Here is a 20544-nt window from a genome sequence, read left to right as displayed (position 1 = left end):
AAGTCCGGAAGCTGGGCAGGTTGCCGCCGCGCCCTCGCCCTGTGAGGGCCAGACGGGCTGCGAAGGCAACCGGGGGAGCCGGTTAGCGTATCAGGGGCGCGGCCGCGGTGCTGGCCTCGAAAACAGGTGGGCGAACGGCGGCGCCGCTGACGGGCAAAGTCCCAGGGCACGGGCTCCGCTCCGACGGAAAAAAGCGATCGTCCGACTCAATCCTCGGGATCGATCCGGGTGGCGGCGCGGACGATGTCACCGGGAAAGCCCCGGCGCATGAGCAGGTCGGCGGCCTTGCGGCGCAGGGCCAGGTCTTCGGGTACGCCCTCACCGTAGCGACGACGGACCAGGTCGCGGGCGTTGTCGAGCCAGTCGCCCTCGAAGCTGTCCATCGCCGCGGCGACCGCGTCGCTGTCGAGGCCGTGGGTGCCCAGTTCGGCGCGGATGTGGATGGGGCCGTAACCGGCGTTGGCGCGGTTGCGGACCAGCCCTTCGGCGAACCGGGTGTCGTCCTGCCAACCGGCCTCGGCCAGCCTGTCGACGGCGGCCTCGACCTCCTCCGCATCGAGGCCGCGGGTGACCAGCTTGCGGGTCAACTCCTTGCGCGAATGCTCGCGCCGGACCAGCAGGCCCAGCGCCCGCTGGGTGGTACTGGCCGGCTGCCGCTTGCGGCGCCGACCCGGCGCGGCCGGGTCGGGACCGAGCAGGCCGCCCTCGTGGCCTGCATCATCGGGGCGGTCGTCCTGCATCGGGCGTCAGCGTGGCGCTCAGGCGTCCGCGTCGTCGCCTTCGTCGTCGCCCGGGCGGGCCTCGGCCGGCACGAACTTCTCGCGCAGCTCGACCTCCAGCCGCTGGGCGACCTCCGGGTTCTCCTTGAGGTACTGGCGGGCATTCTCCTTGCCCTGGCCGATGCGCTCCTCGCCCATGCTGTACCAGGCACCCGCTTTCTGCACGAGCTTGGCGTCCACGCCCATGTCGATCAATTCGCCCTCGCGGGAGATGCCCTGGCCGTACAGGATCTCGGTGATGACCTGCTTGAACGGCGGCGCCATCTTGTTCTTGACGACCTTGATCTTGGTCTGGTTGCCGATGATCTCGTCGCCCTTCTTGATCGCGCCGATGCGGCGGATGTCCAGGCGCACCGAGGCGTAGAACTTGAGCGCGTTGCCGCCGGTGGTGGTTTCCGGGCTCTGGCCCGGCATCATCTGGCCGATCTTGTGGCGCAGCTGGTTGATGAAGATCACCAGGGTGTTGGAGCGCTTGATGTTGCCGGTCAGCTTGCGCAGCGCCTGGCTCATCAGGCGCGCCTGCAGGCCCGGCAGCTGGTCGCCCATCTCGCCCTCGATTTCGGCGCGCGGGGTCAGCGCGGCAACCGAGTCGACCACCACGATGTCAACCGCGGCCGAGCGCACCAGCATGTCGGCGATTTCCAGCGCCTGCTCGCCGGTGTCGGGCTGGCTCAGCAGCAGGTCGTCGACATTGACGCCCAGCTTGGCCGCGTAGACCGGGTCGAGCGCGTGCTCGGCGTCGATGAAGGCCGCGGTGCCGCCGGCCTTCTGGCATTGCGCGATGGCCTGCAGGGTCAGGGTGGTCTTGCCGGAGGATTCCGGACCGTAGATCTCGACCACGCGGCCCTTCGGCAGGCCGCCGATGCCAAGCGCGATGTCGAGCATGAGCGAGCCGGTGCCGATGACCTCGGCCGCCTCCACCACGCGGTCGCCCATGCGCATGACCGAGCCCTTGCCGAACTGCTTCTCGATCTGGCCCAGGGCGGCGGCCAATGCGCGCTTCTTGTTCTCGTCCATCGCGGGGATTCCTTGGTGTCGTCAGGTGATAGGAAAAGGTTAGGCGGCGGCGGTCGCACGGACTGCGACTGCCCCGGCATTACCGAAATTGCCAGCGTCGATACATCGGCACGATCGGATAATCGATGATCGAAACATGGGGAGCCGCCGCGCTGCGCGTCGGAATATCTCCACGTCAACGACCACGCCGCACCAGCCCGCAGTACAGCCCCTCGATGGCGAAGTCCTGGTCCGGTAACACCTCGATCGGGTCGAAGTCGGGGTTGCGCGGCATCAGGCGGATCCGGTCCTTGCCGATCTTCAGGAGCTTGACGGTGATCTCGTCGTCGATGCGCGCGACCACGATCTGGCCCGAGCGCGCCTCCGGCGTGCGATGCACGCCGATCAGGTCACCATCGAAGATGCCCTCGTCGCGCATCGAATCGCCCTTGACCTTGAGCAGGTAGTCCGGCGACGGAAAAAACAGGTTGCGGTCGAGCAGCACGTAGTCGTCGACGCCGGCGTCCGCGCCGATGGGTGCGCCGGCGGCGACCCGGCCGAGTACCGGCAGCCGCAGCGCGTCGTCGACCTCGCGCGCCAGCTCATCCGCAGCGGCGACTTCTCCCGGCGCGCGCATCAGCCGGATGCCACGAGCCTTGCCCTGCACACGCTGTATCGCACCGGCCTGTTCCAGCGCCTCGAGGTGGTATTGCGCGGCCCGGACGCTGGCAAAGCCCATGGTGCGGGCGATCTCGGTCTGGGAAGGCGGCATGCCATCGACGGCGATGCGCTCGGCGATGAACGCGAGAATGGCCTGCCGGGTGTCGGAGAGATCGTTCATTAGTAGCAATACTACTAACGGGAAAGCGCCTTCCGCAAGTCCGTCGTCGCCCTTTTCAGACGGCGAGCTCGAGAAGCCCGTGCAGCGCTGCCGCCACCGTCTGCCGGCGCACCGCCTCGCGGTCGCCGTCGAAGTGGAATACGACGGCGGTCGGGTAGCCGCCCCGGCGTTTCCAGGCGATCCACACCGTCCCCACCGGCTTGTCATCCGTGCCGCCGGTCGGGCCGGCGATGCCGGTCACGGCCACGGCCAGGCTGGCGCCGGAGTGCACCAGCGCGCCCGATACCATCTCGATGACGGTCTCGCGGCTCACCGCGCCGTGCTGTTCGAGCGTATGCGGTTGCACGCCCAGCAGCGCCTGCTTGGCTTCGTAACTGTAGGCCGCCATGCCGCACTCGAACCAGTCGGACGCGCCATCGATGTCGGTGAGGGTCTTGGCGATCCAGCCGCCCGTGCAGCTCTCGGCGGTGACCAGGCGGTGGTGGTGGCGGCGTGCGGCCTCGCCGACCTGCCGGGCGAGGTCGCGGAGGGTCGCATCGGAGACGTCTTTGCTCATGCGCGGACTATAACGCGGGGCTGCGCGGAGGGTCGGAGCGGCACCGGCCGACTGGCATACTGGGCGGCACGGCCCACCGCCATCGCGCGGGCCGCGCCCCTCGCCAGACCGCAGAATTCCGTGCCGACTTCCGACGCCGCGACCGCTCCGCGCACCGCCGAACACACCCCGCTGATGAAGCAGTTCTTCGCCGCCAAGGCGGAGCATCCGGACGTGCTGCTGTTCTTCCGGATGGGCGACTTCTACGAGCTGTTCTTCGACGACGCGCGCAAGGCGGCCCGGCTGCTCGACATCACCCTGACCCAGCGTGGCAGCTCCGGCGGCCAGCCGATCCCGATGGCGGGCGTGCCGCACCACTCGTCCGAGGGCTACCTCGCGCGGCTGGTGGCGCTGGGCGAGTCGGTGGCGATCTGCGAGCAGATCGGCGACCCGGCCGCGAGCAAGGGGCTGGTCGAGCGCAAGGTGGTGCGGATCGTCACCCCCGGCACGGTCACCGACGAGGCGCTGCTGAGCGAGCGCCGCGACACCCTGCTGCTGGCGGTGTCGCGCGGCAAACACGGCTACGGCATCGCCTGGGCCGACCTGGCCGGCGGCCGTTTCCTGGTCAACGAGGTCGCCAGCGAGGACGCACTCGAGGCCGAGCTGGCCCGGCTGGAACCGGCCGAGACCCTGTGCGCCGACGAGGACGGCTGGCCCGGCTTCGTCACCGACCGCAGCGGCATGCGCCGGCGCGCGCCGTGGCTGTTCGACGCCGACAGCGGCCGGCGCCAACTGCTGCGGTTCTTCGGCCTGCACGACCTGAGTGGTTTCGGCATCGACGACAAGCCGCTGGCCATCGCCGCCGCGGCCGCGCTGCTGGGCTACGTCGAAGAGACCCAGAAGCAGCGCCTGCCGCACCTGACCGCGATCGCGGTCGAATCCGGCGACGGCGCGATCGCGATGAACGCCGCGACCCGCCGCCACCTCGAACTCGACACCCGCGTCGACGGCGACAACCGCCACACCCTGCTGGGCGTGCTCGACTCGACCGTCACTCCGATGGGTGGCCGGCTGCTGCGGCGCTGGCTGCACCGCCCGCTGCGCGACCGCGACGTGCTGCGGCGCCGCCACCAGGCCGTGCAGACACTGATCGACTCGCGCGCCGGCGAAGACCTGCGCGAGCGCTTCCGCGCGCTCGGCGACCTTGAACGCATCCTGTCGCGCATCGCCCTGCGCAGCGCCCGCCCGCGCGACCTGTCGACCCTGCGCGACGGTCTCGGCCTGCTGCCCGACGTGCGCGCCCTGCTCGCCCCGCTCGACTCGCCACGGCTGGCCGGACTGGCCGCCGAACTCGGCGAACACGACGAACACGCGCACCTGCTGAAGTCGGCGGTCGTGGAGCAGCCGCCGGTGCTGGCGCGCGACGGCGGGGTGTTCGCCGGGGGCTACGACGCCGAACTGGACGAACTGCGCCGGCTCTCGACCCACGCCGACCAGTTCCTGGTCGACCTCGAAGCGCGCGAGCGCGAGTCCAGCGGCATCCCGACCTTGAAGGTCGGTTACAACCGCGTTCATGGCTACTACCTGGAAGTCAGCAAGGCCCACGCGCCCAAGGCGCCGACGCATTACACCCGCCGCCAGACCCTGACCAACGCCGAGCGCTACATCACCGAGGAGCTCAAGGCCTTCGAGGACAAGGTGCTGTCGGCACGCGAGCGGGCGCTGTCACGCGAGCGGCTGCTGTACGAGCAGCTGCTCGACGTGCTTGGCGAACGGCTCGAGCCGCTCAAGCGCTGCGCCGCGGCGCTGGCCGAGCTCGACGTGCTGGCCTGTCTGGCCGAACGCGCGCAACTGCTGGACTGGGCGCGACCCGAGCTTTCCGGGGAACCCGGCATCACCATCGAGCGCGGCCGCCACCCGGTGGTCGAGGCAGTGCGCGAGGAGCCGTTCGAACCCAACGACCTGGTGCTGCACGAGGATCGCCGGATGCTGGTGATCACCGGCCCCAACATGGGCGGCAAGAGCACCTACATGCGGCAGAACGCGCTGATCGTGCTGCTCGCCCACATCGGCAGCTTCGTGCCGGCGTCGCGCGCGGTGATCGGCCCGGTCGACCGCATCCTGACCCGCATCGGCGCCGGCGACGATCTCGCCCGCGGACAGTCGACCTTCATGGTCGAGATGAGCGAGACCAGCTACATCCTCCACCACGCCACCGCGCAGTCGCTGGTGCTGATGGACGAAATCGGCCGCGGCACCTCGACCTATGACGGCCTCGCCCTGGCCGAGGCCTGCGCGCGGCACCTCGCGCACGCCAACCGCGCCTACACGCTGTTCGCGACGCACTATTTCGAGTTGACCGCACTGGCCGGCGAACCCAACCGCAGCGGCGGCAGCGGCATCGCCAACGTGCACCTGGACGCGGTCGAGCACGGCGACGCGCTGGTGTTCATGCATGCGGTCAAGGACGGCCCGGCGAACCGCAGCTTCGGCCTGCAGGTGGCTGCGCTGGCCGGCCTGCCGAAGGCGGTGGTCGCGCAGGCGCGAGGGCGGCTGGCGGAACTGGAACAGCAGAGCCGCGACGCACCGAAGCCGTCGATGGCCGCCGCCGCGCTCGACCAGCCGCAGCAGATCGGGCTGTTCGCGCCGTCGTCGGCGGCGCTCGACGCGCTGGCGGCGATCGACCCGGACGAGCTGACGCCGAAGCAGGCGCTGGAAGCGCTGTACCGGTTGAAGTCGCTGGGGTGAGGCGCGGGCAGGTGGTGCCTGCCAGCCGCTTTTCCGACGCGTGTTGTAGGAGCGACGTGAGTCGCGACTTGTACATGGCCCCGAACGTTCGGCGGGTCGCGACTCACGTCGCTCCTACATCAACGCTGCTTCGAACGACGAGGCGGCACACGCGGTTTGCGCCAAGCGGCTTCCAAACCGGTCGGCGACAAAGCCACCGGAATGCGCGAGTGGGAGCAATCGCCTTCACTCCTCCGGCCACCCACCCTGCTTATGGTGGCTGGCGAGCCGGGCCAGCCCTCGCAACGAACACCTGACCGTCTTCCCGCCCCAATCCCCACCTCGTCCACTGCTCCTACCCCCCGCCTCCCGTCCCGGCCACGCGCCGCTGCCCGCGCCGCCGCCGGTGCCCCGAAAGGATGCCCATGCGCTTCACTGCCCTCGCGCTCGCTCTAACCGCCGCCCTGCTGCCGCCCGCCGTCGCAGCACAATCGCCTGGACCGTCGCCGACCGCCGCCGACACCGCCACCGACCTCGACGCCGTGGTCGTCACCGCGACCCGAAGCCCCACCGACGCCCTGCTCGTCCCGGCCGCGATCGACGTGATCGGCGCTGACGAGATCAACCGCGCACAGCCGAAGATCGATCTGTCCGAGTCGTTGCAGCGCGTGCCCGGCGTGGTCGCGCGCGACCGCCAGAACCAGGCGCAGGACCTGCAGGTGTCGATCCGCGGTTTCGGTGCGCGCGCAGCGTTCGGCGTGCGCGGGGTGCAGCTGTACACCGACGGCATTCCCGCGACGATGCCCGACGGCCAGGGCCAGGTCTCGCACTTCCCGCTGGAGTCGGCCGGCCGCATCGAGGTGTTGCGCGGGCCGTTCTCGGCGCTGTACGGCAATGCGTCCGGCGGTGTCATCGAACTGTTCACTGCCGCCGCGCCGGCCGACCCGACCGTGCGCGCCGGCTACACCGCGGGCGCGGACGGCCTGCGGCGAAGCTCGCTGTCGTTCCACACGCCGTGGGGTCGCGACGACGATGGCGACCTGCTGCTGGACCTCGTCGACATCGACAGCGACGGCTACCGCGACCACAGCGCCGCGCGCCGGGCCAGCGGGCAGGCGCTGATGCGTGGTGCCATCGGCGATGGCGGCCGCTTCACCCTGCTGTTCAACGGGCTGGACGTGGAGGCCGACGACCCGCAGGGCCTCACGCAGGAGCAACTCCGGGGCGACCGCCGCGCCGCGAGCGACGGCGCGTTGGCCTTCGACACCCGCAAGACCGTGCGGCAGGACCAGTTCGGCGCCCGCTTCGAGCAGGACGTCTCGGCCCACCACGCCTTCGCGGTCACCGCCTGGGCAGGCAACCGCGCGACCACCCAGATGCTGTCGGTCCCGGTGTTCGTGCAGCGCTCCAACCCGCTGCACAACGGCGGCGCGATCGACCTGGACCGCGACTACCACGGCGTCGACGGCCGATGGCGCTGGTCGACCGACCTTGCCGGACGGCCGTTCGCGCTGACCGCCGGCTTCGATTACGAGGTCTCCGACGAACACCGCCTCGGCTTCGAGAATTTCATCGGCGACGAGGTCGGCGTGGTCGGTGCACTGCGCCGCGACGAGTACAACCGCGTCACCGGCAACGACGCCTACCTGCAAGCCGAATGGACGCCGGCCGAACGCTGGCGGATCGACCTCGGCGTGCGCCGCAGCCGGGTCGAGTTCGAGTCCGACGACCGTTTCGTGACCGGCATCAACCCCGACGACAGCGGCTCGCTGGAGTACTCGCGCACCTCGCCGGTGGCCGGCGTGCTGTTCCGCGCCACCCCGTGGCTGAGCGTGTACGCCAACGCCGGTGCCGGCTTCGAGACCCCGACCTTCTCCGAGCTGGCCTACCGCAGCGATGGCCAGGGCGGCCTCAACGACGCCCTGCAACCGGCCCGCAGCCGCAATTACGAGCTCGGCCTGCGTGCCCGCCGCGCGGACTGGGCGTACTCGGCGGCTTTGTTCCACAGTCGCACCGAGGACGAGCTGGTGGTCGCCGCCAACGAGGGCGGCCGCAGCGTCTACGACAACGCCGGCACCACCGTGCGCCGTGGTGCCGAGCTGGCGCTGCAGGGCGAGCTGGCGCCGCGCTGGCACGTCGCCGGCGCATACACCTTCCTCGACGCGCGCTTCGCCGAGGACTTCGCCGTCTGCGGCGCCCCGCCGTGCGCGCAGGACGACATCGTGATCGAGGATGGCCGCCATATCCCGGGGCTCGCGCGCCACACCGCGTGGGCCGAACTGCGCTGGAGCCCGTTCCACGCCACCGACGTGATGCTGCAGGGGCGCTTCGTCGACAGGGTCTACGCCGACGACGCCAACAGCGCGGCCGCACCCGCCTATGCCAGCTTCGACCTCGCCGCCGAGCGCCGCTTCGAGGCCGCGGGGCTGGAGTGGCGCGGCTTTGCGCGGATCAACAACCTGTTCGACCGCGATGTCGTCGGGTCGGTGATCGTCAACGCCAGTGGCGGGCGCTACTTCGAGCCGGCGCCGGGGCGCCACTGGGTGGTGGGATTGAGTGCGGCGAAGGCGTTCCGGTGATGGGGCGTTGGCCCGCAATCTGCCGCGGCGGATGGGTGTGCTTTTCACGTGGCGGGGCGGCGCACCGGTTGCCGAAGCGCGACCGGTTTTGGCCGCTGGTGTATTCGCCCGGTCGGCGGATCCCGTTGATCGCGGCGTGATCGGGTTGTCAGTGGGTCGCGACTCACGTCGCTCCTACAGACGATTCACGGTATTTCGGGGCCCTTGTAGGAGCGGCTTCAGCCGCGATCGTGGGAGCGATGCGGGCGACCGATTGCCGGATCGCGGCTGAAGCCGCTCCTAGAGGAACCCGGGGCTACAGGGCGTCGATGTCACCCAGGGCGCGTATCAGCCGGCGAGCGCGCTTGTCGGGCTTGGTTTCGGGCGGACGGTAGCCGGCGCGTTCGGCGGCGCGAAGCGCGCGCAAGCGTTCCCGCTCGGCGCGTGACTCGGCCGACTCCGCGTAAAGCGTCTGCGCCACCTTCGCGGGGCCGCGGCTGTCGCTCAGGCCGAGCACGGCCACTTCGAACACCTCGTCGCCGCGCCCGATCCGCAACACATCGCTGACCCGCACCGCGCGCGACGCTTTGGGGCGCTGACCGCCCACTTCGACCTTGCCGTGCTCGATCGCGTCGCGGGCAAGGCTGCGGGTCTTGAAGAACCGCGCCGCCCAGAGCCACAGGTCGAGGCGGACGGAGGCGGCAGGGTCGGAGGGGGTCGACGTCATGGGGGTGATTGTAGGAACGCCTCGGGTGGTGATCGTGAACCCAAGAGGCGTTCGACGACGGATGACGGTCAAAGTCGTGATTTTGTAGGAGCGGCTTCAGCCGCGATCTGGCATCGGCGCGGGTGAACGATGATCGGATCGCGGCTGAAGCCGCTCCTACAAAACCCCGGCACGGAAACCGGGCCGCAGCCCAAACGCAAACGGCCGCCCGGAGGCGGCCGTTTGGTGCGCTGGGCGCGTTGCGCGGATTACTCCGCGGCAGCGGCCTCGGCCTTCGCCTTGGCGTAGGCGGCCAAGTCTTCCTTGATGCGCGCCTTCTTGCCCTCCAGGCCACGCAGGTAGTACAGCTTGCCGGCGCGGACCTTGCCGCGGCGCTTCACTTCGACCGAGTCGATGGTGGAGCTGTGGGTCTGGAACACGCGCTCGACGCCGAAGCCGTGCGAGATCTTGCGCACGGTGAAGGCGGAGTTCAGGCCGGCATTCTTGGTCGCGATGACCACGCCCTCGTAGGCCTGGACGCGCTCGCGGTTGCCTTCCTTCACCTTGACGTTGACGACGACGGTGTCGCCCGGGCTGAAGGCGGGCAGCTCGCGCTGGACCTGTTCGGATTCGAAGTTCTGCAGCAGCGTGTTGAGCGAGGGCTTGTTCATGGTGACGGCCTGTTGGATTAGTTGTTGCGCGAGTGCACGTGGACCCGCGTCATGGCGTGGATGCAGCTAAGCCGCGCATTATAGCGGCAAAAATCCTTGCGTGGCTAGGAGTTAGCCGCCCGGCCCGCCTGTCCGCCCCGCCACGCTTCCAGCAGCTTGCGGTCGGCTTTCGAGAGCGCCCCCTCGTCGACCAGGTCCGGCCGTCGCTGCAGGGTCCGCACCAGGGACTGCTGCCGGCGCCAGCGGGCGATCTCGGCATGGTTGCCCGACATCAGCACCGGGGGCACCGTGCCCAGCTCGTGCTCGACCGGCCGGGTGTAGTGCGGACAGTCCAGCAGGCCGTCCTCGAAACTGTCCTGCAGGGCCGACGCCGCGTCGTTCAGGGCGCCGTCCTGCAGCCGGGCCATGGCGTCGACCAGTACCGCGGCGGCGAGCTCGCCACCGGACAGCACGTAGTCGCCGATCGAGATCTCCTCGTCGACCTCGGCCTCGATGAAGCGCTCGTCGACCCCTTCGTAACGGCCGCACAGCAGCACCAGGCGCTCGTGCCCCGCCAGCTCGCGCACCTTCGCCTGGGTCAGCGGAGCGCCTTGTGGGCTCATGTAGATGACCCGGGCCGGGGTCGGATCGTCCGCGCGCGCAGCGGCGAGGCTGGCGCGCAGCGGGTCGATCAGCATGACCATGCCCGGGCCGCCGCCGAACGGGCGGTCGTCGACCCGGCGGTAGTTGCCCTCGGCGTGGTCGCGCGGGTTCCAGCCGTGCAGCGCCAGCAGGCCGCGCTCGACCGCGCGGCCGGTCACGCCGAACGCCGCGCACTGTGCGACGAACTCGGGAAACAGGCTGATGACGTCGATGCGCATGGCGACGCGACTAGAAGTCGGGGTCCCAGTCGACCGTGATCGTGCGGGCGTCGAGATCGATGTCGGTGACGAACTGCGGCCGCACGAACGGGATCATCCGTTCGCGCTCGGAGTCACGCGCGACGAGCACGTCGTTGGCGCCGGTGGCGAACAGGTGCGAAACGTTGCCGAGGTCGACACCTTCAACAGTGACCACCCGGAGACCTTCGAGATCGGCCCAGTAGAACTCGCCGGGCTTCGGCGGCGGCAGGACATCCCGCGGGACGTGGATCTCCAGCCCGCGCAGCGCCTCGGCCGCGGTGCGGTCGTCAACGCCGGGAAATTTCGCGACCAGGTGCTTGCCCTGCTCGTGCCCGCGCACGCCTTCGACCTGGTGCTCCTGTCCGCGCGCATCGCGCAGGGTCCAGGGCTGGTAACCGAAGATGGCGGGGCGCGGGTCGGTCCAGGATTCGAGCTTGACCTCGCCACGCAAACCAAGGGCGCCGGCCACCCTGCCGAGGAGGATGCGACGCCCTTGATCGTTCATTGCCGGAAGCGGGCCGCCACGCGGGCGGCCCGTCAAGTCAGGCTGCGGCAGCGGTCTTGGCCGCTTCCTTGTACAGCACGGCGACCTTGTCGGTCAGCTGCGCGCCGTTGGAAACCCAGTGCTTCACCCGCTCGAGGTCGAGCTCGACGCGCTTCTCGCCGCCGGTGGCGACCGGGTTGTAGTAACCGACGCGCTCGATGTTGCGGCCGTCGCGGGCGCTGCGGCTGTCGGTGACGATGATGTGGTAGAACGGACGCTTCTTGGCGCCGCCGCGGGTCAGTCGGATCTTGACCATGGGGTTGCTTTCCTGTGTTGCCCAGCCGCCGGGATGGCGGGGTAAGCCGGCAAGTATAAAGGGTTTTCCGCCCGAGGGAACCAGCCCGGGCTAGAACGGCATCCCGCCGCGGCCGCCCATCATCCCCCGCATGCCGCGCATCATGCCCTTCATGCCGCCGCGGCCCAGCTTGCCCATCATTTTTTCCATCTGCTGGTACTGCTTCATCAGCTTGTTCACGTCGGCGGGAGTGACGCCGGCGCCGCTGGCGATGCGCTTGCGGCGGGAACCGTTCAGCAACGCCGGGTTGCGGCGCTCCTTCTTGGTCATCGAGTTGATGATGGCGACCAGCCGCGGGACCTCCTTGCCGGTCACCTGCTGCTTCACCGAATCGGGGATCTGGCCGATGCCCGGCAGCTTGTCCATCAACCCGCTCAGACCGCCCATGTTCTGCATCTGCTCGAGCTGGTCGCGCATGTCGTTGAGGTCGAACTTCTTGCCCTTGGCGACCTTCTCGGCCAGCTTCTGGGCCTTGTCCCTGTCGACCTGCTGCTCGACCTGCTCGACCAGGCTCAGCACGTCGCCCATGTCGAGGATGCGGCTGGCGACACGGTCCGGGTGGAACACGTCCAGACCATCGAGCTTCTCGCTCACGCCGATGAACTTGATCGGCTTGCCGGTCACGTAGCGCACCGACAGCGCCGCGCCGCCGCGGGCGTCGCCGTCGGTCTTGGTCAGCACCACGCCGGTCAGCGGCAACGCCTCGCCGAACGCCTTGGCGGTGGTAGCCGCGTCCTGGCCGGTCATCGAATCGACCACGAACAGGGTCTCGGTCGGCTTGACCGCGCCATGCAGCGCCTGGATCTCGGCCATCATCGCCTCGTCGATCGCGAGGCGGCCGGCGGTATCGACGATCAGGACGTCGACGAACGACTTCCTGGCGTCGTCGATCGCGGCGCGGACGATAGCTTCGGGCTTCTGTTCGGCCTGCGACGGGAAGAACGCGACGTCGACCTGCCTGGCCAGGGTCTCCAACTGGGCGATCGCGGCCGGCCGGTAGACGTCGGCGGACACCACCATCACCTTCTTCCTGCGCTTGTCCTTGAGGTGTTTGGCCAGCTTGCCGACGGTGGTGGTCTTGCCCGCGCCCTGCAGGCCCGCCATCAGGATCACCGCCGGCGCCGGGACGTTGAGGTTCAGGTCGTTGGCCTGCGCGCCCATGACCGTGGTCATCTCGTCGCGCACGACCTTGATCAGCGCCTGGCCCGGGGTCAGCGACTTGAGCACTTCCTGGCCGACCGCACGGACCTTGATCCGTTCGATCAGTGCTTGCACCACGGGCAGCGCGACGTCCGCCTCCAGCAGGGCGATGCGGACCTCGCGCAGGGACTCGCGGATGTTCTCCTCGGTCAGCCGACCGCGGCCGCGCAGGCGCTCGATGGTGCCGGACAGGCGCTGGGTCAGGGATTCGAACATGAGGCGGAACCTTGCCGGGGCAGTGGAAGCAAAGAGGCCGATTATAGCGGTCGCACAGGTGGCAAAGCCCCGGGCCGGGCTGGAAGGCCGCGGTGTGGCCGGCCTAAGGCCATCCGACGCACCCCGCAACCGGGACACGTTGCCGGGCCTTGCGGCCACGCCGCTGTGCGACACTCCACGGATGACAATCGTTCTCATCGCCGCCCTGCTCTATCTCGCCGCCAGCGGCCTGCTGGTGGTGAACGTGCAACGCGACGGCCGCGGGCGCAGCTGGCTGCTCCCGGCGGGCGCGGCCATCGTGCTGCACGCCATTGCCCACGCGCTGGCGTGGCACGACGCGGGCGGCGCGGACCTGCACTTTTTCGCCGCGCTGTCGCTGGTGGGGCTCGGCATGGCGGTGCTGACCGCGCTGGTCGGTGCCGGAGGGCGGATGGCGGCGCTGGGGGTGGTGGTATTCCCGCTGGCCGCCGCCGCGCTGGTGGGCTACCGGGCATATGGCCACGTCGCCCCCGAGCCGCTCGACTGGCGCCTGCAGCTGCACGCCTGGCTGGCCCTGCTGGCCTACGCGACGCTCGCCGTCGCCGCCCTGCTCGCGCTGATGCTCTGGCTGCAGGAGCGCGCCCTCCGCCGCCGCGAGTTCCACGCCTGGCTGCGCGCGTTGCCGCCGCTGGTGGAGCTGGAGGTCCTCCTGTTCCGGACGATCGCCGTCGGTTTCGTCCTGCTCAGCGCCACCCTGCTGACCGGCGCGCTGTTCGTGGCCGACATGTTCGCCCAGCACCTCGTCCACAAGACCGTGCTGAGCGTGCTGTCGTGGCTGGTGTTCGGGGGATTGCTGCTGGGGCGCTGGCGCTACGGCTGGCGCGGCGGCACCGCCGTGCGTTGGACGCTGGCGGCGATGGCGCTGCTGGTACTGGCGTTCTTCGGCAGCAAGTTCGTGCTGGAGCTGGTGCTGGACTACGGGCGGTAAGCGGCTCGCGGCCACGCAGCCGGTCCCTTTCGCGTGTTTAATTGCATTGACAAATATTGCGGACGCAATAAAATAGCGCGGTGACCGCCATCCCCACCTCCGCCACCACGCTCGGACTGATGTTCCGGCACATCCGCGACGCCATGTGGGCGCGGATGGAGCGCGAGCTGCAGGCGGCCGGGCACGAACTGACCTTCAGCCAGTACATCGTCCTGAAACGGCTCGCCACCGGCTCGGCCGGGGTCACCGACCTCGCCCGCGCGGCCGAACTCAACCCGGGCGCGATGACGCGCCTGCTCGACCGGCTCGAGGCCCGGCAGCTGGTCACCCGCTCCGTCGACCCCAACGACCGCCGGGCCGTCCACATCGCCATGACGCCCACGGGCGCGGCGATGTGGGAAGACGTCAACCATTGCGGGCAACGCGTCCGCGAGCGTGCGATGCACGGACTGGACGCCGCCGAGCGGGAGCAGCTGTTCGCCCTGCTCGGCCGCGTCCGCGACAACCTCACTCCTACCGGTTCCTGACCCATGAACGCCTTACGATCCTGCCCGCCGGTCCGCGGGCTGAAGCCCGTGTTGCCGGCACTCGCGCTGGCGCTGCTGGTCGGCTGCGCCAGCACCGGCGGCATCGTGCCGCAGGACGAACTGCTCGACGCGGACACCCTTGCCGCCGACCACAGCCTCGCGACCGCACGCCTGTCCGACGCCGCGTTCCCGCGGGCCGACTGGTGGACCGCATTCGGTGACCCGCAGCTCGACGCACTGGTGGGCGAGGCGCTCGCCGGCAATCCCGGCCTGGATGCCGCCGACGCCCGCGCGCGGCAGGCGCTCGCACAGGCCGGGCTCGCCGATGCGGCGCGCAAGCCGACCGTGGGCGCGTCCGCGCAGGTGTCCGGGCTGTTGATTCCGGAGAGCGTGGTGGAACCGCCGATCGGCGGTGAATTCAACGCGGTCGGCCTGCTGACCCTGAACCTGTCGTGGAGCCCGGACCTGTGGGGTGGCCAACGCGCGCGCTGGCAGGCGGCGCTCGGCCAGGCCCGCGCGGCCGACGTCGAGGCGCAGGCCGCGCGGCTGACGCTGGCGTCCAACGTCGCCCGCACCTACATCGCCCTGGCGCAGGCGTTCGAAACGCGCGATGCGGCGCTCGCCGACCGGGAACGCGCCGAGCGCCTGCTCGAGCTCGGCCAGGCGCGGGTCCAGGCCGGTCTCGACAACCAGCTGCAGCTGCGCCAGGCCGAGGGGGCGATCGCCGCCGCCGGCCAGCAGGCCGAGGCCGCGCAGAACCGGATCGACAGCCACCGCAACGCACTGGCCGCATTGCTCGGCCAAGGCCCCGACCGCGGACAACGGATCGAACGGCCCCGACTGCTCACCGGGCCGGTGCCGGGCCTTCCCGACGTGTTGCCGAGCGAGCTGCTCGGCCACCGGCCCGACGTGGTTGCCGCCCGCTGGCGGGTCGAGGCCGCGCGCGAGGGCGTGAAGGCCAGCGAAGCCGCGTTCCGTCCCAGCGTCAACCTCGCCGCGATGGCCGGGCTCGCCGGCGGCAGCCTCTCCGACCTGTTCGGCAGCGAAGCCCTGTTGCTGCAGGGCGGCCCCGCGATCAGTCTGCCGATCTTCGACGGCGGCCGTCTGCGCAGCCAGCTTGCCGAAAGCAGCGCCACGCAGGACCTCGCCGTCGCCGGCTACAACCAGCAACTGGTCGAAGCACTTCGCGAGGTCACCGACGCCCTGCAGGCCGCGCGCTCGCTGGACCTCCAGATCGCGGCGGCCAGCCAGGCACGCGACGCCGCGGCGTCGGCGTCAGGGATAGCCGGCGCCCGTTACCGCGCCGGCCTCGGCAACCAGCTCGACGTGCTGACCGCCGAACGCCCGCTCGCCCAGCTCGACCAGCAACTCGCCGCGTTGCGCGCGCAGCGGCTGGTCGCCAGCGTCGACCTGCATCGCGCTCTCGGCGGTGGTCTCGCCCCCGTCGCTCCGACCGACATCGATACCACCGCAACCCCCACGTCCGTACCTGCTGGAAGCTCCTCGCCATGACCACCGAAATCAATCCGAACGCCGGCGCTCCGGCACCGGCCCCGACCCGCAGCAAGCGCCGCAGGGCGCTGCTGATCCTCGCCGCCGTGGTGGCGGTGGCCGCGATCGCGTGGACCGCGTGGTACCTGCTGGTCGCGCGCTGGCACGAAGACACGGACGATGCGTACGCCGAAGGCAACGTGGTCGCGATCACCCCGCAGGTCGCCGGTACCGTGGTCAGCATCGGCGCCGACGACGGGATGAAGGTCGAGGCCGGCCAGGTGCTGGTGCAGCTCGACCCGAACGACGCCAGGGTCGCCTACGAACAGGCCGTCGCCAACCTGGCGAGCACGGTCCGCCAGGTACGCGGGCTTTACAGCGCGGTCGACGCCGGCGAGGCCGAACTCGCCGCCCAGCGCGTCGCCGTCACCCGCGCGCGCGCCGACGTGGCGCGACGCGAAGGGCTGGTCGCCAGCGGCGCGGTATCGGCCGAGGAACTCGCCCATGCGCGCGACCAGCTGGCCGGCGCAGAAGCCGCACTGTCGTCCTCTCGCGGGCAGCTCTCGCGCAGCCGCGCGCTGGTCGATGAAACCACCGTGGCCAAGCAGCCGCAGGTGCAGGCGGCCGCCGCGCAGCTCCGCCAGGCCTGGCTCAACCTGCAGCGCGCGGCCATCGTCGCGCCGGTGTCGGGCCATGTCGCCGAGCGCAGCGTGCAGCTGGGCGAGCGCGTGCAGCCGGGCGCCTCGCTGATGACGATCGTGCCGCTCGAGCAGATGTGGGTCGAAGCCAACTTCAAGGAAACCCAGCTCGCGCGCATGCGCATCGGCCAGCCGGTCGAGGTGCATGCCGACCTGTACGGGGACGACGTGACCTATGAAGGCCGCATCGCCAGCCTTGGCATGGGCACCGGCAGCGCGTTCTCGCTGTTGCCGGCGCAGAACGCCAGCGGCAACTGGATCAAGATCGTCCAGCGCGTGCCGGTGCGGATCGAACTCGACCGCGAGCAGCTGGTCGAGCACCCGCTGCGCCTCGGCCTGAGCATGAGCGTGGAGGTCGACCTGCACGACCAGGACGGCGCCGTGCTCGCCCGGGCCCCGGCCACCACGCCGGTGCTGACCACCGACGCCTATGCCCGCCAGTTGGGCGAGGCCGACGCGCTGATCGAGAAGATCGTGCGCGAGAACCTCGCCGGAGAGCGCCAGGGCTGAGCCGCCGCCGAACCGCCATGTCGACTTCCCCTCCCAAACCCGCGACCGCCGCGGGCGGTTTCCAGCCGCCGAACCTCGCACTGACCACGATCGGGCTGGCGCTCGCCTCGTTCATGCAGGTGCTGGACCTGACCATCGCCAACGTGTCGCTGCCGGCGATCACCGGCAACCTCGGCGGCAGCGGCAGCCAGGCGACCTGGGTGATCACCTCGTTCGCGGTCAGCAACGCGATCGCACTGCCATTGACCGGCTTCCTGACCCGCCGCTTCGGCGAGCGCAAGCTGTTCATGTGGGCGACGCTGCTGTTCTCGATCGCCTCGCTGCTGTGCGGCTTGGCCGGCAGCATGGGCACACTGGTCGGCGCACGCGCGCTGCAGGGCTTCGTCGCCGGGCCGATGTACCCGATCACCCAGGCGCTGATGATCTCGGTCTACCCGCCGCACAAGCGTGGGCAGGCGATCGCGCTGCTGGCGATGGTGACGGTGGTCGCGCCCATCGCCGGTCCGATCCTCGGCGGCTGGATCACCGACAACTACAGCTGGGAGTGGATCTTCCTGATCAACGTGCCGATCGGCATCTTCTGCAGCCTGGTGGTCGGGCGCCAGCTCAAGGGTCGGCCGGAACGGCTGGAAAAGCCAAAGATGGACTACGTCGGCCTCGCCACGCTGGTGCTGGGCGTGGGTGCGCTGCAGCTGGTGCTGGACCTGGGCAACGAGAAGGACTGGTTCGCCTCGACCGAAATCATCGTTCTGGCGATCACCGCGGCACTCGCGCTGGCGGTGTTCTTGATCTGGGAGCTGACCGAAAAGGACCCGATCGTCGACCTGCGGCTGTTCCGCCACCGCAATTTCACCAGCGGCACCATCGCGATGGTGCTGGCGTACTCGGCGTTTTTCAGCGTCGGCCTGCTGGTGCCGCTGTGGCTTCAGCGCAATCTCGGCTACACCGCGATCTGGGCCGGTTTCGCGACCGCACCGATCGGCATCCTGCCGGTGCTGCTGACGCCGCTGGTCGGCAAGTATGCGATGCGTTTCGACCTGCGGATTCTGGCCAGCGTGGCCTTCGTGGTGATGGCGCTGACCAGCTTCCTGCGCGCCGGCTTCAACCTCGACGTCGATTTCGCCCACGTGGCCGAGGTGCAACTGCTGCAGGGGCTGGGGGTGGCACTGTTCTTCATGCCGGTCCTGACGATCCTGCTGTCGGACCTGGAGCCGCACGAGATCGCCGCCGGTTCAGGCCTTGCCACCTTCGTGCGCACCCTGGGCGGCAGCTTCGCCGCGTCGCTGACCACCTGGGCCTGGAACCAGCGCGGCACCATCCACCACGCGCAGCTGACCGAACACATCGGCGCGCACGACCCGGCGATGCAGCAGACGGTGGCTGCGCTGGGCCAGGGCGACGTGCAGCGTGGCGCGATGATGCTCAACGGGATGATCTCGCAGCAGGCCGCGCAGATCGGATTCAACGAGATCTTCCACCTGCTCGGAATCCTGTTCCTGGTGGTGATCGCGTTCGTGTGGCTGGCGAAGCCGCCGTTCGCGGCGAAGGGCGGCGCGGCGGCCGCCGGCGGGCACTGATGGTGGTTGCGGGTGGATCGGGCTGCTCGGCTGCTCGGCGGCTGGCGGCTGGCGGCCCGGCAATCCGGGAACCCAGACCCATAACCCGAAACCCGGGAAGCCGACCACGCTGGCGTCGGAGCCGGCCGGATCTCGCGTTGGCGCCTGTCGTAGGAGCGACGTAAGTCGCGACCGCGCAGAGAGCCGAGGCCGCTGCCAGGTCGCGACTGACGTCGCTCCTACACAAGAGCGCCAGTTGATCGCCTCGCATCTGTCTGTAGGAGCGGCTTCGTCGGCGCGGGCGAACGACCACCGGATCGCGGCTGAAGCCGCTCCTACAGTCGGGAAAATCTTCCCCGACCCGCGCCGATCCGCATCCTGCAACCCGCCTGACCGACCGCAACCCTACTCCGCCGCTTCCAGCGCCTCGGCCAGGCGCTCGACGCCAACCACTTCCATCCCACCGATGCGCCCGCCCTTGGGGGCATTCGCCTTGGGGATGATCGCCCGCTTGAATCCGTGCGTCGCGGCCTCCTTCAACCGGTCCTCGCCATTGGGCACCGGACGGATCTCGCCGGACAGGCCGACTTCGCCGAACACGATCGTGCGCTCGGCCAGCGGCCGGTCGCGCAGGCTCGACAGCACGGCCAGCAGCACCGGCAGGTCGGCCGCGGTCTCCTGCACGCGGATGCCGCCGACCACGTTGACGAACACGTCCTGGTCGCCCACCCCGACACCGCCGTGCCGGTGCAGCACCGCCAGCAGCATCGCCAGCCGGTTGCCTTCCATGCCGACCGCGACCCGCCGCGGATTGCTCAGCGGCGACGAATCGACCAGTGCCTGCACCTCGACCAGCAGCGGGCGCGTGCCCTCGCGGGTGACCATCACGCAGCTGCCCGGCTGCGGGCTTGCGCTGCCGGACAGGAAGATCGCCGACGGGTTGGGCACTTCGCGCAGGCCCTTGTCGCCCATCGCGAACACGCCCAGTTCGTTGACCGCGCCGAAGCGGTTCTTGAACGCGCGCAGCACCCGGAACCGGCTGCCCGACTCGCCCTCGAAATACAGCACCGCGTCGACCATGTGCTCGAGCACGCGCGGGCCGGCGATGCCGCCTTCCTTGGTGACGTGGCCGACCAGGAACACCGCGGTGCCGGTCTCCTTGGCGTAGCGCACCAGACGCGCCGCGCTCTCGCGGACTTGGCTGACCGAACCCGGCGCCGCGGTCAGCGATTCGGTCCACAGCGTCTGCACCGAATCGGCGACGATCAACCCCGGCTTCGTCGCCACCGCCTGCTCGAGGATCTTCTCGACTCCGGTCTCGGCAAGCGCGTTGATGCCTTCGAGCGGCAGGTCCAGCCGCTGCGCGCGCCCGGCGACCTGCGACAACGACTCCTCGCCGGTCACGTACAAGGCGGGCAAGGTGCCGGCCATCTTCGCCACCGCCTGCAGCAGCAGCGTCGACTTGCCGATGCCCGGGTCACCGCCAACCAGCACCACCGCGCCGCTGACCAGCCCGCCCCCCAGTACCCGATCAAGCTCGCCGATGCCGGTCGAAACACGCGCGTGCTCGGTATGGGCGACGTCCTTGAGCGCGGTGACCTTCGGCGGGTCGACCTTGCCGGCCCAGCCGCTACGCCGCGACGCCCCGGCGCCACCGGCCTTCTGCGCGGCGGCCGACTCGATCACGAACTCGCTGAGCGTGTTCCATTCGCCGCATTCCGCGCACTGGCCCTGCCATTTGGAGTGGTCCGCGCCGCAATCGTTGCAGACGTAGGCGACCTTGGCCTTGGGGGCGGATTTTGTTTTCGCGATGGACATGCACAGCAGCGGTGGTAGCAGGAAGCTA

Annotated in this window: 17 protein-coding genes and 1 pseudogene; 7 read left to right on the top strand and 11 right to left on the bottom strand. The window is 70.0% G+C overall.

The window, feature by feature from the left end:
- Window positions 1-206 precede the first annotated feature (206 nt).
- The 4 genes and pseudogenes from recX to U8331_RS06305 all read right to left on the bottom strand — a co-directional run.
- Entirely contained in the window at window positions 207-740 is a 534-nt protein-coding gene (gene recX, locus U8331_RS06320; RefSeq protein WP_481132746.1) for a recombination regulator RecX, read from the bottom strand.
- Between the two features lie 18 nt (window positions 741-758).
- Complete coding sequence (recA, locus tag U8331_RS06315; protein ID WP_481132745.1) at window positions 759-1796, bottom strand: recombinase RecA; 1038 nt, start codon at window positions 1794-1796, stop codon at window positions 759-761.
- Between the two features lie 175 nt (window positions 1797-1971).
- Window positions 1972-2616, bottom strand: a complete 645-nt coding sequence (lexA, locus tag U8331_RS06310; protein ID WP_481132744.1) for a transcriptional repressor LexA — start codon at window positions 2614-2616, stop codon at window positions 1972-1974.
- A 55-nt stretch (window positions 2617-2671) separates the two neighbouring features.
- Window positions 2672-3097: pseudogene (locus tag U8331_RS06305) on the bottom strand (CinA family protein); the annotation flags it as partial.
- Window positions 3098-3346: 249 nt separating this feature from the next.
- Here U8331_RS06305 and mutS point away from each other — a divergent pair.
- Together mutS and U8331_RS06295 are read left to right on the top strand one after the other, a co-directional pair.
- Window positions 3347-5899 (top strand): DNA mismatch repair protein MutS, encoded by a 2553-nt coding sequence (gene mutS, locus U8331_RS06300; protein WP_481132903.1) that lies wholly within the window; start codon window positions 3347-3349, stop codon window positions 5897-5899.
- 404 nt (window positions 5900-6303) lie between these two features.
- On the top strand, window positions 6304-8457 hold the full coding sequence (locus tag U8331_RS06295) for a TonB-dependent receptor family protein (RefSeq protein WP_481132743.1): 2154 nt from the start codon (window positions 6304-6306) through the stop codon (window positions 8455-8457).
- 295 nt (window positions 8458-8752) lie between these two features.
- Here the strand turns inward: U8331_RS06295 and U8331_RS06290 are convergent, their stop codons facing one another.
- From U8331_RS06290 to ffh, 6 genes are all read right to left on the bottom strand, one after another.
- On the bottom strand, window positions 8753-9163 hold the full coding sequence (locus U8331_RS06290; RefSeq protein ID WP_481132742.1) for an RNA-binding S4 domain-containing protein: 411 nt from the start codon (window positions 9161-9163) through the stop codon (window positions 8753-8755).
- Between the two features lie 248 nt (window positions 9164-9411).
- Entirely contained in the window at window positions 9412-9813 is a 402-nt protein-coding gene (gene rplS / locus U8331_RS06285; RefSeq protein WP_481132741.1) for a 50S ribosomal protein L19, read from the bottom strand.
- A 104-nt stretch (window positions 9814-9917) separates the two neighbouring features.
- Window positions 9918-10673 carry a tRNA (guanosine(37)-N1)-methyltransferase TrmD gene (trmD, locus tag U8331_RS06280; protein WP_481132740.1) on the bottom strand — a complete coding sequence of 252 codons (756 nt, stop codon included), beginning with the start codon at window positions 10671-10673 and terminating at the stop codon, window positions 9918-9920.
- A gap of 10 nt (window positions 10674-10683) precedes the next feature.
- The gene (gene rimM, locus U8331_RS06275) at window positions 10684-11199 is read right to left on the bottom strand and encodes a ribosome maturation factor RimM (RefSeq protein ID WP_481132739.1); all 516 of its coding nucleotides are present in this window, start codon (window positions 11197-11199) and stop codon (window positions 10684-10686) included.
- Between the two features lie 37 nt (window positions 11200-11236).
- Window positions 11237-11494, bottom strand: coding sequence for a 30S ribosomal protein S16 (gene rpsP, locus U8331_RS06270; RefSeq protein WP_481132738.1), 258 nt, complete (start codon window positions 11492-11494; stop codon window positions 11237-11239).
- 90 nt (window positions 11495-11584) lie between these two features.
- Window positions 11585-12949: a signal recognition particle protein gene (gene ffh / locus U8331_RS06265; protein WP_481132737.1), complete on the bottom strand. Its 1365-nt coding sequence runs from the start codon at window positions 12947-12949 to the stop codon at window positions 11585-11587.
- A gap of 181 nt (window positions 12950-13130) precedes the next feature.
- Here ffh and U8331_RS06260 point away from each other — a divergent pair, with 181 nt between their 5' ends.
- From U8331_RS06260 to U8331_RS06240, 5 genes are all read left to right on the top strand, one after another.
- Window positions 13131-13916 (top strand): cytochrome C assembly family protein, encoded by a 786-nt coding sequence (locus U8331_RS06260; RefSeq protein ID WP_481132736.1) that lies wholly within the window; start codon window positions 13131-13133, stop codon window positions 13914-13916.
- A gap of 80 nt (window positions 13917-13996) precedes the next feature.
- Window positions 13997-14443 (top strand): MarR family winged helix-turn-helix transcriptional regulator, encoded by a 447-nt coding sequence (locus tag U8331_RS06255; protein WP_481132735.1) that lies wholly within the window; start codon window positions 13997-13999, stop codon window positions 14441-14443.
- Between the two features lie 3 nt (window positions 14444-14446).
- Window positions 14447-15955 (top strand): efflux transporter outer membrane subunit, encoded by a 1509-nt coding sequence (locus tag U8331_RS06250; protein ID WP_481132734.1) that lies wholly within the window; start codon window positions 14447-14449, stop codon window positions 15953-15955.
- Complete coding sequence (locus U8331_RS06245; RefSeq protein WP_481132733.1) at window positions 15952-17142, top strand: EmrA/EmrK family multidrug efflux transporter periplasmic adaptor subunit; 1191 nt, start codon at window positions 15952-15954, stop codon at window positions 17140-17142. The genes U8331_RS06250 and U8331_RS06245 overlap by 4 nt, the downstream gene beginning before the upstream one ends.
- Window positions 17143-17159: 17 nt before the next feature.
- On the top strand, window positions 17160-18719 hold the full coding sequence (locus U8331_RS06240; protein ID WP_481132732.1) for a DHA2 family efflux MFS transporter permease subunit: 1560 nt from the start codon (window positions 17160-17162) through the stop codon (window positions 18717-18719).
- Window positions 18720-19103: 384 nt separating this feature from the next.
- On the opposite strand, the gene radA is transcribed toward U8331_RS06240, so the two are convergent.
- Complete coding sequence (gene radA / locus U8331_RS06235; protein ID WP_481132731.1) at window positions 19104-20516, bottom strand: DNA repair protein RadA; 1413 nt, start codon at window positions 20514-20516, stop codon at window positions 19104-19106.
- Window positions 20517-20544: the final 28 nt, after the last annotated feature.

Source organism: Lysobacter sp. CC-YZS074, from assembly GCF_056739745.1.
The sequence above is the reverse complement of the archived record's forward strand: the minus strand, read 5'-3'. Positions and strand labels throughout refer to the sequence as shown.

Excerpts from the sequence above, each read along its gene's own strand:
- trmD (WP_481132740.1), bottom strand. The coding sequence starts at position 10,673 with ATGCGCATCGACGTCATCAGCCTGTTTCCCGAGTTCGTCGCACAGTGC.
- radA (WP_481132731.1), bottom strand. The coding sequence starts at position 20,516 with ATGTCCATCGCGAAAACAAAATCCGCCCCCAAGGCCAAGGTCGCCTAC.
- rimM (WP_481132739.1), bottom strand. The coding sequence starts at position 11,199 with ATGAACGATCAAGGGCGTCGCATCCTCCTCGGCAGGGTGGCCGGCGCC.
- U8331_RS06260 (WP_481132736.1), top strand. The coding sequence starts at position 13,131 with ATGACAATCGTTCTCATCGCCGCCCTGCTCTATCTCGCCGCCAGCGGC.
- ffh (WP_481132737.1), bottom strand. The coding sequence starts at position 12,949 with ATGTTCGAATCCCTGACCCAGCGCCTGTCCGGCACCATCGAGCGCCTG.
- mutS (WP_481132903.1), top strand. The coding sequence starts at position 3,347 with ATGAAGCAGTTCTTCGCCGCCAAGGCGGAGCATCCGGACGTGCTGCTG.
- rplS (WP_481132741.1), bottom strand. The coding sequence starts at position 9,813 with ATGAACAAGCCCTCGCTCAACACGCTGCTGCAGAACTTCGAATCCGAA.
- U8331_RS06290 (WP_481132742.1), bottom strand. The coding sequence starts at position 9,163 with ATGACGTCGACCCCCTCCGACCCTGCCGCCTCCGTCCGCCTCGACCTG.
- U8331_RS06250 (WP_481132734.1), top strand. The coding sequence starts at position 14,447 with ATGAACGCCTTACGATCCTGCCCGCCGGTCCGCGGGCTGAAGCCCGTG.
- recA (WP_481132745.1), bottom strand. The coding sequence starts at position 1,796 with ATGGACGAGAACAAGAAGCGCGCATTGGCCGCCGCCCTGGGCCAGATC.
- recX (WP_481132746.1), bottom strand. The coding sequence starts at position 740 with ATGCAGGACGACCGCCCCGATGATGCAGGCCACGAGGGCGGCCTGCTC.
- U8331_RS06240 (WP_481132732.1), top strand. The coding sequence starts at position 17,160 with ATGTCGACTTCCCCTCCCAAACCCGCGACCGCCGCGGGCGGTTTCCAG.
- rpsP (WP_481132738.1), bottom strand. The coding sequence starts at position 11,494 with ATGGTCAAGATCCGACTGACCCGCGGCGGCGCCAAGAAGCGTCCGTTC.
- U8331_RS06295 (WP_481132743.1), top strand. The coding sequence starts at position 6,304 with ATGCGCTTCACTGCCCTCGCGCTCGCTCTAACCGCCGCCCTGCTGCCG.
- U8331_RS06245 (WP_481132733.1), top strand. The coding sequence starts at position 15,952 with ATGACCACCGAAATCAATCCGAACGCCGGCGCTCCGGCACCGGCCCCG.
- lexA (WP_481132744.1), bottom strand. The coding sequence starts at position 2,616 with ATGAACGATCTCTCCGACACCCGGCAGGCCATTCTCGCGTTCATCGCC.